Below are 12,281 nucleotides of genomic sequence, written 5' to 3' on the forward strand. Positions count from 1 at the left end.
CGCGTCGAGGTCTCACGCGTTCCCACGTGATGACTGTCAATCTGCCCCGTTCGTCCTTGCGGGCCATTGCCTGGATCGCTCTGGCGGCGCTCGCGCTCGCCCTGCCCTTTATCGTGCTGCTGACAGGCGAACGCGCCAGCGGCACCAGCTTCATGTGGGATTTCTCCATGGGGCTGGGCTTTGGCGCGCTGGCAGCCACGGGCCTGCAATTCGTACTCACCGCCCGCTTCCAGCCGATCACCCGGCCCTATGGCATCGATATCGTCTATCTGTTCCACCGCTATTTCGCGATTGGCGCGGTGGCGCTGATGCTCGGCCATTTCGCCATTCTCTACATCTGGTTTGAGGATGCGCTGGGCGATCTGAACCCGCTGACCGCAGAGTGGGAGCTGACCATGGGACGTATTGCGCTTGGCGCGTTCGTGCTGCTGGTCATCACGTCGGAATTCCGCAAGACGCTGCGCATCCCCTACGAGTTCTGGCGCTATGGCCATATCACGCTGGCCATGATCGCGTTTGGCGCAGCCGTGACCCACATTATCGGCGTTGGCCATTTCACCGCCGAGGCCGACAAGCGCATCCTCTGGCTGGGCGTCGCGGTCAGCTGGATTGGCCTGATGGTATGGACGCGGGCGATCCGGCCCTTCCGCCTGTGGCGCAATCCGTGGCGAATCGCGGAGAATATTCCGCGCGAGGGCGGGGTGCATTCCCTCGTGCTCGAACCCATGGGCAGGGGTCTGAAGAACTGGAAGCCCGGCCAGTTTGTCTGGCTGACGCTCGGCGCATCTCCCTTCGCCCTGAAGGAGCATCCCTTCACCATCTCCACCCCGCCAGAGCATGGCCCGAAGGTGACGCTCTCCATCAAGCCGCTGGGCGATTTCAGTGAGTGGGCGGTGCATACCAAACCGGGAGCCAAAGCCTATCTTGACGGCCCCTATGGTGCGTTCTCCATCGACAATGACCCGGAGGCCAAGGGCTTCGTGATGATCGCCGGCGGGGTCGGCATTACGCCGATGATGAGCAATATCCACGCCATGGAGGAGCGCAATGATCCGCGCCCTGTCATCCTCATTTACGGCAACAAGGACTGGGAGAACGCCCATTTCCGCCACGAGCTGGCGGAGCTGGAGGAGAAGCTGAACCTCAAAGTGGTCCATGTGCTGGAGAACCCGCCGGACGGCTGGGAGGGCGAAACCGGCTTTATCGACCGGATGATACTGGCCGATCACTTACCCGAAGAGACGCGCGACTGGCCACACTTCCTGTGCGGTCCCGGCCCGCTGACCGATGCGGCAAAATCAAACCTGCTCGCGATGGGCGTACCGCTGACGGCCATCGATTCTGAAATCTTCGATCTGGTCTAGGAGGCAGCGCATGAGACCCATACTCGCCCTCACCATCGCCATCGCGCTGATTGGTTTTACCGTCGGGCTGGCGGCGGGTTTTGCCTGGCTCGTGAACAGCTAGACGCACGCTTCAAGGAAGAGCACCGGCGCGCCCGTCCACAGCGTGGAGATGACCGCCGCTATCGTCACCATCACCGCCACCCGGCGCGCGGTATCAGCCGCCGGCCCTTCCCAGCGCCGGGCAATCCGGTCCAGCGGAAACCAGAGCGCCGCGCCCAGCGCGACATGGCCAAGATATAAGGCCAGCAGAAGGATGCGGTTGGCCGACAGCCCTGCAATTGCCGCCTCCTCCCATCCCGCCCGGCACCCGACCGCATGCAGCCCATAGAGCACCGAAAAGCCTGCGGCCCAGACGGTGAAGCCCGCAACAAGCCAGATGAGGTCCGGCCCGCGCACCTTGCGAAGCGCTCCGCTCATCCCATGCCTCCCGGTGCCAGAGTGATAAGGGCGAGCGCGCCGAGACCCGTAATGGCGGTGTAGAGCTGCCAGATGGTCGTACCGCGCATATCGGCTGAGCGCATGGCCGAGACGAATCCGGACTTGCACCGCGCCAGCGCATAGGCCGTGAACAATATCCCCAGCAATACGTGCAGCATGACATAGCCGATGACCGCCATGGTCACCGCCGCATAGGCATGGCTCGTCGGGGCCGGGGCGTCAAAAACAGCCAGCGCAATCAGGGCGGCGAGCGCTACAAGGCTCGCGAGGAGCGACCCGGCCAGATGGATGATGCGCGCACCCGCCCTGCCCGCCTGATTGGCGCGTCTGGCATTGAAGGCAAAACCGGAGGCGGCTGTGAGGCCGATGGCGATAGCGGCCACCAGTGCCTGGCTGGTGCCCAGAAACTCCGGCGGCGGCCAGTCCGGCGCGGTCGTCCAAAGGAAGAGATAGCCAAAGACCAGCGAGCCGAAGAAGGCCGCATTGGCGGCAAGGAAGTATTTCAGGCCCAGCAGGGTCGGCACCGAGCTGACGACATAATGCACGGGCAGGCTGAGGCCATGTCCGGCATCGACGGGTTCAGGATCAGACTTCGCGCCCAGCGACCACAGCCAGCGCCACCCGAACACGGCCGCAAGCACCACACCCACCAGCGAGAACCAGTAGGCGCTGAACAGGAAAGACACGAAGAACACGGCCAGCCCCGAAGCCATGAGAAAGGGCGTGTAGTCATTCTTCGGGAAGATCAGCACGTGCTCCGGCTCACCCGTTGCCATATCGACGCACAGCGTCTCCATCTCGCCTCTGGGTGCGCCGGGGAGGTATCCTTTACCGGCGGCGATATCCGCGCCAAGGCGCTCATTGTCTTCCAGCGGGTCACGGCTGGTGATGAGCGGCAGGGAAGCGAAGTTATAGCTCGGCGCAGGGGTGGGCATGGCCCAGTCCAGCCCCGTCCCGCCCCACGGGTTACGGCGGAAGCGCCGCCCGAAGCGGGTCTGCAGCACGATATCGACCACAAAGAGCGCAAAGCCCGCCGTCATCACGAACCCGCCAACCGAGGAGATGAGATTGGGCAGATCCCAGCCGAGCCCGCCTTCATAGGTGAAGACGCGGCGCGGCATGCCCAGCAGCCCGGTAAAGTGCATGATGAGGAAAGTGCCGTGGAAGCCGAGGAAAATCAGCCAGAAGGCGGCTTTCGACACCTGAAAGACGGGCAATCGCCCCGTCATCAGTGGCAGCCAGTAATAGGCGGCTGCCAGCATCGGAAACACGAAGCCGCCGATCAGCACGTAATGGAGATGCGCAACCACGAAATGAGTGTCATGAGCCTGCCAGTTGAACGGCACCAGAGCCAGCATCACGCCGGTCAGCCCGCCGAGGATGAAGACCGAGAAAAAACCCATCAGGTAGAGCATGGGCAGGGTCATCTGCGGACGCCCGCGCATCAGGGTGGCGATCCAGGCAAACACCTGCACCGCCGTCGGCACCGCCACCAGCATGGAAGCCGCGGAGAAGAAGGCGAGCGCCAGATGCGGTATCCCTACCGTAAACATGTGGTGGACCCACAGCCCGAAGCTCAAGAATGCCAGCGCGATGATGGCCGCCACGATCCACGCATAGCCGACGATTTTCGTGCGCGCGAAGACGGGTATGAGGGTGGAGACTGCCCCGGCGGCTGGCAGGAAGATGATATACACCTCAGGGTGGCCAAAGAGCCAGAACAGGTGCTGCCACAGCAGCGGCGCGCCGCCGCGCTCCGCATCGAAGAAAGGCCAGTTGAAGGCGCGCTCGATCTCCAGAAGCACGCTGCCAAGAATGAGCGGCGGGAAGGCGATGAGCATCATCGCGGCGGTGACCAGCAGATACCAGGCCATGAGCGGCATGCGCGAGAGCGCCATGCCTGCGGTGCGCACTTTCAGGATCGTGACCACGATCTCGACCGCCGCACAGATGGCGGAAATTTCCACGAAGGTGACGCCCAACAGCCAGACATCGGCATTGATGCCCGGCGTGTAGGTGGCCGAGGAGAGCGGGGTGTACATGAACCAGCCGCTATCGGGCGCGACACCCATCAGCATGGATACGAGGATGATTGTCGCGCCAAAGAGATAGCACCAGTAGCCGAAGGCGGAGAGGCGCGGATAGGCGAGATCACGCGCGCCGAGGATTTTCGGCAGGAGATAGAGCGCCACCCCCTCGATCAGAGGTATCGCGAACAGGAACATCATCACCGTGCCGTGCATGGTGAAAATCTGGTTGTAGGCATCCGCGCCGAGGAAGGGATTTTCGGGCCGGGCGAGCTGGGCGCGGATCAGCATGGCCAGGAGCCCGCCAATCGCGAAATAGATGAAGGCCGTGATGATGAAGCGCCGGCCTACAACCGTGTGATTGACCGCCGACAGCGCGGCGATCCCTTTCGGCGCGCGCCATACGGCGTCCAGCGCGCGGTGCAGGCCGACGGGTGTGTTTGCGCTCATGGCTGACCCTGCCCAGCGAGTTCTGCCGTCAGTGCTGCCTCAAATTCATCGGGTGCATGCGCGACGACCTGAAAGCGCATGGTGGCGTGCTCCAGCCCGCAGAACTCCGCGCACATGCCCTCATAGACACCCGGCTCGGAGGCGAGAATCCGCAGCCGATTGGTGGTACCGGGTATCGCGTCGACCTTGCCGGCAAGGCGCGGCACCCAGAAGGCGTGGATGACATCGAGCGAGGTAATGGCCACATCCACCGGCTCGCCGGCCGGGATGTGCAGCACCTCCGGCGTGATGCCTTCGCGGTCGGGATAGCGGAAATTCCAGCCCCACTGGAAGGCTTCGGCCTCCACCGTGTAGACTTGCGCCCCGCGCCCTGCCAGCATGGATTGCCCGGCAGGCAGTCCCCAGGCCAGAAGCGCAGCGAGCACCACCAGCGGAAAACCGAGCCCCCCGCCCCACAGCCACAGCTTTTCGGGAACCTCGCGCGGCTGATGCCGTTTGAAGAAGGGCCACAGGATGAGGCCCATCATAAGGCCAAGGATCAGCAGTGATCCTGCCATCATCACCCACCACACGCCTGCAATGGACTGTGCAGCGGGTCCGGCGGGATCGAGCGTAGACAGAGCGCCTTCGCACCCGATGAGCGCAGGGGCCAGCAGCAGGGGAAACACGCCATGGCGAGCACGCATACACGCAAGGACGACGTGTTTCACAATCCCTCTGCCGCCGACCCGGCCTATCATGACCTCGACAGCCGTATCGCGCTGGCCGGCCATCCCATCCACGCCATGCTGGTCGCTTTCCCGATTGCCGGCACGTTCGCGCTGGCATTCTGCGATGTCGCCTTCTGGTGGACGGGTGATCTGTTCTGGGCGCGCGCGGCGCTGTGGGCCAGTGGTGGCGGCTTTGCCATGGGCTGTCTGGCTGCACTGGCCGGAGCCGCCGAGCTGCTGCTGGTGCCGGGCGTGCGCCGCCGCGCCGCGGCCTGGAGCCATGCCGTTGCCGCCATGGTGCTGCTGGGCGTGATGGCCGCCAGCTGGTCGCTGCGCCTGCAACAGGGCGCAGACGCCATCCTGCCCTGGGGGCTGATGCTCAGCTGGCTGGCTCTGGGTCTGGTGGCGATTGCCGGATGGCATGGCGGCAAGCTGGTGTTTGAACATCAGGTCGGTGTCTCCCTGCCAGAGGAAGAGGATCCGGCGCTGCCCCCGTCGGACACGAGCGGCAATTCCGCCCCCTGACCTTCAAGCAGCCAGCCGGGCATCCAGCTTTCGGGGATGGAGGGGCGGCCCAGCACCAGTGCCAGAACAGCCAGAATAGTCACAATCGCGCCCACGAGAAGCGCCGCGCGTTTCCAGCTGGTCGGGCGGGCATCGGGCGATTCCAGCTGGTCGAGCACGCGCCCGATGAGCATGTGGACACCCATCATGCCCGCAACCGCCAGCAGTTTGAGAAACAGCCAGTCATCAGCGACGACGAAAAAGATCAGGCCCGTGCCCGTGGCAATGGCGATAATCGCAGCCGGCGAGACCAGCGCGTCATAGGCAAAGCGGGAAAAGTGGTGCAGGCGAACGATAGCGGCCCTGCTGGACATCTCGTCATCGCGGCGCAGAAGCGCCGGCAGCGCGATCAGCCCGCCAGCCCACACCGCTATCGCCACGATGTGGAGCGATTTGAGCGTGATCAGCATCATTTTGCCCGGCCCCGCTCGCCCTCGCCAAGGGCCGCAGTCACGGCCAGCCCCAGCGCGATGAGATAGGGCAGTACGCCCGGCACCCACATGATAAGGCCCGCCAGCTGCTGGTCCTCCAGCGCGGTGAGGCCCCACGCCGCCGTTGTCACCGCGTGCGGCGCATAAAGCGGATCAGGGGCGAAGCCGATCAGCGCGCCCAGCAGCCCCATCTGCGCGGCAAACCCGGCCAGCGTGCCAGCACTGGCTGCAATATCGCTCCGGCGCGCCATCAGCGCACGCCAGAACCAGACGCCGCTGGTCAGCAAGGTCAGCTGCATCAACCAGTACACGCCATCATGGCTCAGCGCCGCCGTGTAAGGCGAGGGCGCATGCCAGAACCAGAAGATCACGGCGTGCACAATGCTGGCAGTGGTCAGTCCGCCGGTCAGGCGCTTTCCTCCAAGTCCATAGGCCAGCAAGGGCGCCAGTACGGCCACGAGAAGAAGGTGGCTGACCGCGCGCACGGAGAAGAGCGCAACGGCCATCGCGCAGAGCGGGGTGACAAACAGCGCGAAGGCCAGCAGCCACGCGCCAAGGAGCGCGGGGTTGCGAAGGCCCGCCTCTGCCCCGCGCCGCACCGCCAGCACGCCGCCTGCAACAGCAAGGACAAGCAGGGCCGCGATCAGCCAGGGATCACCATTCCAGGCCGACCAGAGGCCATCAGGCCGGGCTGGCGGACCGCAATAGGCGGCTGACTGACCGCTCACCATGAGGGTCATATTACCGTCCCGAATGACCGTTGGGTTAGGAGCATCCCGCCCTCCTGCCCGGTTTGCGCATGCAAGAACAACCCGCGCCGGGCCTGATGGTTCCAGACCTGCTCGCAGCGGCCGGACCGGAACGAATACCGCCCAGACCTGTTGTCCGGGTATTGGCTGGTCGCGGCCATACCCGGACAGGAAGGATGATCATCATGCCCGCAAAATCCAAGGCCCAGCAGAAAGCCGCAGGCGCTGCGCTAGCTGCCAAGCGCGGCGAGGCGAAGCAAAGCGAGCTGAAAGGCGCCTCGAAAGAGATGGCCGACACCATGAGCGAGAAAGAGCTCAAAGAGCTGGCCGCCACGCCGCGCAAGGGCAAGCCGGAAAAGGTGGAGCGGTCCTGACGGGACCGTTACCTGCCTGAAGGCCCTCCACGGCAATGGAGTTCAAATGTCCATTTTTATCAAGATACTCGGTATTCTGGCGGTGATTGTTGGCCTCGCGCTGTCATGGTCGCCGATCCCGCTGGGTATCGTCCTCATCCCCATCGGTCTGGCGATGATCGTGGCAACGTCACAGACCGCGCGCGACTGGCTGCAGCGCCGGCGGGAAAATAATCCGAAGTTTGACCGCTGGATGAAGAAGATGGAGGACAAGGTGCCAGAGCGCTTCTCCAGACCGCTCAGGCGTACAGACGCGGAAGACTCCCAGAACCCCGGCTGAGCGCTTTACCTCCCGCACGCTACCGCGCATAAGGTCGGGCAGGATTTTGCGGGAGACCTGCCCTGACCATGAAGCGCGTTCTCATCACCGGTACAGCGGGCTTTATCGGCTTTCATCTGGCGCGCCTGCTGCTGGAAGAGGGTCATCAGGTTCACGGCTATGACGCTCTGACCGATTACTACGACGTCACCCTGAAACAGGCCCGCCACCGCATTCTGGAAGGCATGCCGGGCTTCAGCAAAACCGAAGCCCTGCTGGAGGACGCCGATAGCCTGTTTCAGGCCGCGCGCGATTTTGCCCCGGACGTGATCGTCCACCTCGCCGCGCAGGCAGGCGTGCGCTACAGCCTTGAGAACCCGCGCGCCTATATCGAGGCCAATATTGTCGGCACGTTCAACGTGATGGAGATCGCGCGCGAGCTAAAGGTCTCCCATCTTCTCATGGCGTCGACCTCCTCGGCCTATGGCGCGAACGAGGAGATGCCATTCAAGGAAACCGACAAGGCCGACACGCCGCTGACCATGTATGCGGCGACGAAAAAGGCCAATGAGGTGATGGCCCATTCCTACGCCCATCTGTGGGATCTGCCGACGACCATGTTCCGCTTCTTCACGGTCTACGGCCCATGGATGCGTCCTGATCTGGCACCCTTCAAGTTTGCCGATGCCATCCTCGCGGGCCGGCCCATCGACATCTATAATCATGGCGAGATGTACCGGGACTTCACTTATGTGGAGGATCTGGTGCGCGGCATCCGGCTTTTGATGGACGCGGTGCCGGTGCGCCCGGCGAGCAGCGCAGACATCGCACCGGGGGACTCTCTTAGCCCCGCTGCGCCCTTCCGCATCGTCAATATCGGCAACTCCACCAAGGTGAAGCTGGCGGATTTTGTTGATATTATCGAGGCGGAGCTGGGGGTGAAGGCGATCCGCAATTACATGGATATGCAGCCTGGCGATGTGCCCGCCACCTGGGCCGATGCCAGCCTGTTGCAGAGCCTGACCGGCTATCGCCCGCAGACCGAGTTCCGCGACGGCATAGCCAAATTCGTCAGCTGGTTCCGCGAGTATTACGGGCGCTAGAGCGCAATCCGAAAAGTGGGAACCGGTTTTCGGAAAAATTGCGCGTAAAAACAAATTTTGGAGTGTCTATCTGATCCGCTCAGTTCGAATAGCCTGCCAGAGCGCGCAAATCCTCTTCCACCGCCCAGAGCCGGTCCTGCCCCCAATGGGCGGGAAGATTGTTCACGCGGAAGCTCGGCACGCCCCACAGGCCCGCCTCCAGCATGGCAGCGCGATTGGCTTCAGCCTTCTCCCGCCAGCTTTCATCCGCCAGTGCCGCGTGCATGGCCGCTGCCGGGATGCCGGCGCGCCGGGAGAGCTTTTCAAGGCCCTGATCGCTGCCGGCATCAATGCCTTCAGCGAACACGCCGCGCAGGAAGGAATAGAGGAAGTCGGCCCCCTTGCCCTGATCCATGGCGGCGAACAGCACCGCAAGGCCGCGCTCGACCGGTGCGCCCACCGGGTCTGACACCTTGCCGAAGGGCAGGCCGAGGCGCTCTGCCTCCCGCTTGGTATCGCGCATGATGTAGAGACGTTTTGCCAGCGGCACCGGCAGGCCGCGCATCACCATGGGCAGGACGGGGCGCAAGCGCAGCTCCGCCCCCGTCGCCTCGCTCAGCGCTCTCAGACGCGGTGTCGCGATATAGGTGTAGGGGCTGCGCAGGGACACGAACGCCTCGATCAGTGTTCCGGCAGGCGCTTTTTGCGCCTCCAGACCCACCTCTCGCCTTTCGGTAAAGCGCGCCCCGCCGGGCCGGATGCGCGCCAGCCGGTCTTCGAGATAGGGCAGACGGTCGAGCCCCCAATACCACTCGCCCTCAAACTGGAACATGCCGCCGAGATAATGCCCGCGCCGCGCCCTTGCCCCGCGCGCCAATGCCGCGCGGGCATCGCTGTCAGACAGCGGAATGGCAGACGCCTTGCCGGTTCTGAATGCGCGCTCAATGGCGCTGGAAATGGCTGAGAACACCGCCGGGTCGCTGGTCCCCGCCAGTGCGGCCTGCGCGCGCGTCACCAGCTCTGGCGGTGGCGGAGTGGTGAAGCTCGCCTCCATCCCCAGCCCTTCTGCAAGCGTGGCCGCATCGCGCAGGGACCAGCCAGCCAGACGTTGCGCATCGGGCGCAGCCGCCGCGTCCGGCGGCGGCACGATATAGGGGATCACTCTTGCGCCCCAGACGGCTTCGAGATGCGGCAGGGCGCGCGCGGCGAGCGCCGAGTAGGGATCATCCACCTGATGGAAATAGCGCACCACAGGCCGCGAGAGATTGAGCCGCCGCCGCACCGCCGCCAGGCCGCGCCGGGCTGAGCGCAGTGTGGGGCTGGTGACGATCTGCGGGACGAGCGTCTTCATGGCTTTACCAGCTCCTGCCCGGCCTTCTGGAGCTTTGAGAGGTCTGGCAAAGGCGGGATGGAGAGACCTTTCAGAACCGCCGGGCGCTGCTCCAGCCGGGCTTTCCAGTCCAGCAGATGGTCAAGCCCGTCCAGCTTCACACCGGCCCAGAAATGGCCAAACACCCAAGGGAAACAGGCAATGTCGGCGATGGAATATTCATCGCCCGCCAGATAAGGGGCCTCGGCGAGGCGCGTATTCATCACCTCGTAATGGCGGCGTGTCTCGCCCTGATAGCGCTCGATCGCTAGCGGGATTTTCTCCGGCAGATAGCGGAAGAAGACATTGGCCTGGCCCTGCATCGGCCCCAGCCCGCCGACCTGCCAGAACAGCCACTGGATGGCGCGCGAGCGGCCCTGCGCATCGTCCGGCAGGAGTTTTCCGGTCTTTTCGGCCAGATGCATCAGGATGGCGCCGGACTCGAATATCGCCCGCCCGCCCTCATCAGAATCGACCAGCGCCGGGATACGGCCATTGGGATTGATTTTCAGATAGTCCGGGCTTTTCTGCTCGCCTTTGAGAAGCTGGAGCACGTGCAGCTGATAGGGCAGGCCCAGCTCCTCCAGTGCGATGGAGATTTTCCAGCCATTGGGCGTCGGTGCGGTGTAAAGCTCCAGCATGGCCTAATCCTCGTAGACGCGAAGGAGGCCATGATCGCCCAGCAGCTCGCGCACTTTTTTGCGACCCGTTTCGGGAAGGGCATCAATCGCGGCCTTGGTGGCAAGGCGGGTGTCCTCCACCGGCTTGCGGGTGATCATCCGCACCTCCTGCCCGCTGGAGATCGTGAACCAGGACGATTTCTCACCGGCTTTGAGCGCCGCCCGGTTGGCGATCATGTAAGGCACAAACCCGCCAGCCATCAGCCTGAAGAGACCGGACATGCCATCAGGCAGTGCATCACCCGCCAGCCAGTCCTCCCCCTCATCACGCCGCTCCCATGCGGCAGCCGTCCAGTCCAGCATGGCCGGAGCGGCACCGGCAACGAAATTGCGGGCGTAATCATCAGCGGCGAAGTGCGCCTTCATGGCGCCCAGCAGACCCAGATCAGCCATGGAGAGGCGCTGGCCGAACAGGCCGCCATCCTTGCCGAGAAGGTCGGCACATTGCTGCAGGAAGCTCGCAAACTCGGCGCGCAGATCCTCCTGATATTCCGGCCCCGCCCCCATCACCGTCATCGCCTTGCGGCCCCAGGGCTGGATGAAGGCGGCTGTGGCGGCAACCTGCTCTTCCTCCTGCGCCGTCAGCGGACGCTCATGCGTGCCGCCGCCCATATCCATGGCGATCTTGCGCGCGCAGATGGCGGCATCCTCATCATCGATCCAGCGCAGGTGCAGCGCGGCGCGCGTGAACCATTCATCGATCCAGTCATCCATCAAGCGGCAGGCGATATGCTGCACCGGGCTTGCCGGGATTACCGGATGGGCGGGAAAGCGCGCCTGCAGCAGCTCGATAATGTAGGTGGAATCGTGGATCACCCACCCTTCGGGCGTTTCCACCACCGGGATCAGATGCGTGCCCGAGCGCGCTTCCAGCCGGGCGCTGACATCGGGCGATTTCGGCCGCGCTGCATGGGGAATGCGCATATAGCGCAGCGCCGCTTCCACCTTGCGGGTGAAGTAGGACGGGTCGGCTCCGTAGACGATATACTCACCCGGCATCACGGCATTTCACTCCCCGCTATATCGTTATCATGGCTGGCGCAGCGCGCCGTGTTTGAGCACCGCAATCAGGACATCGGCATAGCGCTCTGCCGTATCCGGATCCGACAATTCCATGCCGGCCAGCGCGCGCGCATTGGCGCTTTGCGCGAAGGGTCCGATGGCCGCATTGGTCGACAGCATGAAGAGGAAATGCGGATCGAAGGCGTGCGCGCGCCCTGCCTCCTTAAGCTGGAAGAAGGGCTCCAGCGTGAAGGCCCAGGCCGGGCGCAAATGCTGCTCGACCAGCCTCTCATAGCGCTCCCCGCCCGCCAGCCCTGCCTGCATGACAAACGCCGCCAGCCAGGGAATGCGCGAGGCCGTCAGCACGGTGGCGCGCACCTGCGCCTCCATGCGGGCGCGCGGGTTGTTCATGTCCACATTGGCCAGCGCCTGCACCATCGCTTCATTCATCTGGCCAAACAGGTCTGCTGCCGCCGCATCCCACAGATCTGCCTTGCTACCGAACATGTGGCGGATCACGGCGTGGGCGAGCCCGGCATCGGCGGCGATATCGCGCAAGGACGCGCCCTCGAACCCGTGGCGGGCAAAGCGGGCCGCCGCCGCATCGAGAATCCGGCGGCGCTGCTCGTCCGGCGCAATCTTGGCCGGACGGCCTGGACGGACGGGCGCGGCAGACGGTTTTGCGGGCAGGTCAGGCATCG

14 protein-coding genes are annotated in these 12,281 nt (G+C 64.2%); 5 read left to right on the forward strand and 9 right to left on the reverse strand.

What is annotated here, in order from left to right; translation table 11 throughout:
- Positions 1-29: 29 nt before the first annotated feature.
- A complete protein-coding gene (locus ACQ5ID_RS01075) occupies positions 30-1,364 on the forward strand; it encodes a ferredoxin reductase family protein (protein WP_429910629.1) in 1,335 nt (444 codons plus the stop codon).
- 99 nt (positions 1,365-1,463) lie between these two features.
- Here the strand turns inward: ACQ5ID_RS01075 and ACQ5ID_RS01080 are convergent, their stop codons facing one another.
- From ACQ5ID_RS01080 to coxB, 3 genes are read right to left on the reverse strand one after another with little or no spacing between them, the layout of a single operon-like run.
- Entirely contained in the window at positions 1,464-1,823 is a 360-nt protein-coding gene (locus tag ACQ5ID_RS01080) for a hypothetical protein (RefSeq protein ID WP_429910630.1), read from the reverse strand.
- The gene (gene ctaD / locus ACQ5ID_RS01085; RefSeq protein WP_429910631.1) at positions 1,820-4,321 is read right to left on the reverse strand and encodes a cytochrome c oxidase subunit I; all 2,502 of its coding nucleotides are present in this window, start codon (positions 4,319-4,321) and stop codon (positions 1,820-1,822) included. Before ctaD ends, ACQ5ID_RS01080 begins: the two co-directional genes overlap by 4 nt.
- On the reverse strand, positions 4,318-5,007 hold the full coding sequence (gene coxB, locus ACQ5ID_RS01090) for a cytochrome c oxidase subunit II (protein ID WP_429910632.1): 690 nt from the start codon (positions 5,005-5,007) through the stop codon (positions 4,318-4,320). The genes ctaD and coxB overlap by 4 nt, the downstream gene beginning before the upstream one ends.
- On the opposite strand from coxB, the gene ACQ5ID_RS01095 reads away from it, so the two are divergent.
- On the forward strand, positions 4,993-5,556 hold the full coding sequence (locus ACQ5ID_RS01095; RefSeq protein ID WP_429910633.1) for a DUF2231 domain-containing protein: 564 nt from the start codon (positions 4,993-4,995) through the stop codon (positions 5,554-5,556). The genes coxB and ACQ5ID_RS01095 overlap by 15 nt on opposite strands.
- Here the strand turns inward: ACQ5ID_RS01095 and ACQ5ID_RS01100 are convergent.
- Complete coding sequence (locus ACQ5ID_RS01100) at positions 5,478-6,008, reverse strand: CopD family protein (protein ID WP_429910634.1); 531 nt, start codon at positions 6,006-6,008, stop codon at positions 5,478-5,480. The genes ACQ5ID_RS01095 and ACQ5ID_RS01100 overlap by 79 nt on opposite strands.
- Positions 6,005-6,766 carry a cytochrome c oxidase assembly protein gene (locus tag ACQ5ID_RS01105; RefSeq protein WP_429910635.1) on the reverse strand — a complete coding sequence of 254 codons (762 nt, stop codon included), beginning with the start codon at positions 6,764-6,766 and terminating at the stop codon, positions 6,005-6,007. Before ACQ5ID_RS01105 ends, ACQ5ID_RS01100 begins: the two co-directional genes overlap by 4 nt.
- A gap of 194 nt (positions 6,767-6,960) precedes the next feature.
- On the opposite strand from ACQ5ID_RS01105, the gene ACQ5ID_RS01110 reads away from it, so the two are divergent.
- The 3 genes from ACQ5ID_RS01110 to ACQ5ID_RS01120 all read left to right on the forward strand — a co-directional run bounded on the left by ACQ5ID_RS01110 (position 6,961) and on the right by ACQ5ID_RS01120 (position 8,550).
- On the forward strand, positions 6,961-7,149 hold the full coding sequence (locus ACQ5ID_RS01110; protein ID WP_429910636.1) for a DUF3008 family protein: 189 nt from the start codon (positions 6,961-6,963) through the stop codon (positions 7,147-7,149).
- 46 nt (positions 7,150-7,195) lie between these two features.
- Positions 7,196-7,468 (forward strand): hypothetical protein, encoded by a 273-nt coding sequence (locus ACQ5ID_RS01115; RefSeq protein ID WP_429910637.1) that lies wholly within the window; start codon positions 7,196-7,198, stop codon positions 7,466-7,468.
- A gap of 68 nt (positions 7,469-7,536) precedes the next feature.
- Entirely contained in the window at positions 7,537-8,550 is a 1,014-nt protein-coding gene (locus tag ACQ5ID_RS01120; protein ID WP_429910638.1) for a GDP-mannose 4,6-dehydratase, read from the forward strand.
- A gap of 79 nt (positions 8,551-8,629) precedes the next feature.
- Here ACQ5ID_RS01120 and ACQ5ID_RS01125 read toward each other — a convergent pair whose 3' ends face one another.
- The 4 genes from ACQ5ID_RS01125 to ACQ5ID_RS01140 are packed head-to-tail and all read right to left on the reverse strand — an operon-like array spanning position 8,630 to position 12,279.
- Entirely contained in the window at positions 8,630-9,880 is a 1,251-nt protein-coding gene (locus tag ACQ5ID_RS01125; protein WP_429910639.1) for a DsbA family protein, read from the reverse strand.
- Complete coding sequence (locus ACQ5ID_RS01130; RefSeq protein WP_429910640.1) at positions 9,877-10,539, reverse strand: glutathione S-transferase family protein; 663 nt, start codon at positions 10,537-10,539, stop codon at positions 9,877-9,879. Before ACQ5ID_RS01130 ends, ACQ5ID_RS01125 begins: the two co-directional genes overlap by 4 nt.
- A gap of 3 nt (positions 10,540-10,542) precedes the next feature.
- Positions 10,543-11,577 (reverse strand): glutathione S-transferase N-terminal domain-containing protein, encoded by a 1,035-nt coding sequence (locus ACQ5ID_RS01135; RefSeq protein WP_429910641.1) that lies wholly within the window; start codon positions 11,575-11,577, stop codon positions 10,543-10,545.
- A 30-nt stretch (positions 11,578-11,607) separates the two neighbouring features.
- A complete protein-coding gene (locus ACQ5ID_RS01140; protein WP_429910642.1) occupies positions 11,608-12,279 on the reverse strand; it encodes a TetR/AcrR family transcriptional regulator in 672 nt (223 codons plus the stop codon).
- Positions 12,280-12,281: the final 2 nt, after the last annotated feature.

The sequence above is a fragment of the Glycocaulis sp. genome (genome assembly GCF_050485565.1).
GTDB lineage: Bacteria > Pseudomonadota > Alphaproteobacteria > Caulobacterales > Maricaulaceae > Glycocaulis.

Coding starts and splice junctions, on each gene's coding strand:
- ACQ5ID_RS01120 (WP_429910638.1), top strand. CDS start 7,537: ATGAAGCGCGTTCTCATCACCGGTACAGCGGGCTTTATCGGCTTTCAT.
- ACQ5ID_RS01080 (WP_429910630.1), bottom strand. CDS start 1,823: ATGAGCGGAGCGCTTCGCAAGGTGCGCGGGCCGGACCTCATCTGGCTT.
- coxB (WP_429910632.1), bottom strand. CDS start 5,007: ATGCGTGCTCGCCATGGCGTGTTTCCCCTGCTGCTGGCCCCTGCGCTC.
- ACQ5ID_RS01125 (WP_429910639.1), bottom strand. CDS start 9,880: ATGAAGACGCTCGTCCCGCAGATCGTCACCAGCCCCACACTGCGCTCA.
- ACQ5ID_RS01110 (WP_429910636.1), top strand. CDS start 6,961: ATGCCCGCAAAATCCAAGGCCCAGCAGAAAGCCGCAGGCGCTGCGCTA.
- ACQ5ID_RS01115 (WP_429910637.1), top strand. CDS start 7,196: ATGTCCATTTTTATCAAGATACTCGGTATTCTGGCGGTGATTGTTGGC.
- ACQ5ID_RS01135 (WP_429910641.1), bottom strand. CDS start 11,577: ATGCCGGGTGAGTATATCGTCTACGGAGCCGACCCGTCCTACTTCACC.
- ACQ5ID_RS01075 (WP_429910629.1), top strand. CDS start 30: ATGACTGTCAATCTGCCCCGTTCGTCCTTGCGGGCCATTGCCTGGATC.
- ACQ5ID_RS01100 (WP_429910634.1), bottom strand. CDS start 6,008: ATGATGCTGATCACGCTCAAATCGCTCCACATCGTGGCGATAGCGGTG.
- ACQ5ID_RS01105 (WP_429910635.1), bottom strand. CDS start 6,766: ATGACCCTCATGGTGAGCGGTCAGTCAGCCGCCTATTGCGGTCCGCCA.
- ACQ5ID_RS01095 (WP_429910633.1), top strand. CDS start 4,993: ATGGCGAGCACGCATACACGCAAGGACGACGTGTTTCACAATCCCTCT.
- ctaD (WP_429910631.1), bottom strand. CDS start 4,321: ATGAGCGCAAACACACCCGTCGGCCTGCACCGCGCGCTGGACGCCGTA.
- ACQ5ID_RS01140 (WP_429910642.1), bottom strand. CDS start 12,279: ATGCCTGACCTGCCCGCAAAACCGTCTGCCGCGCCCGTCCGTCCAGGC.
- ACQ5ID_RS01130 (WP_429910640.1), bottom strand. CDS start 10,539: ATGCTGGAGCTTTACACCGCACCGACGCCCAATGGCTGGAAAATCTCC.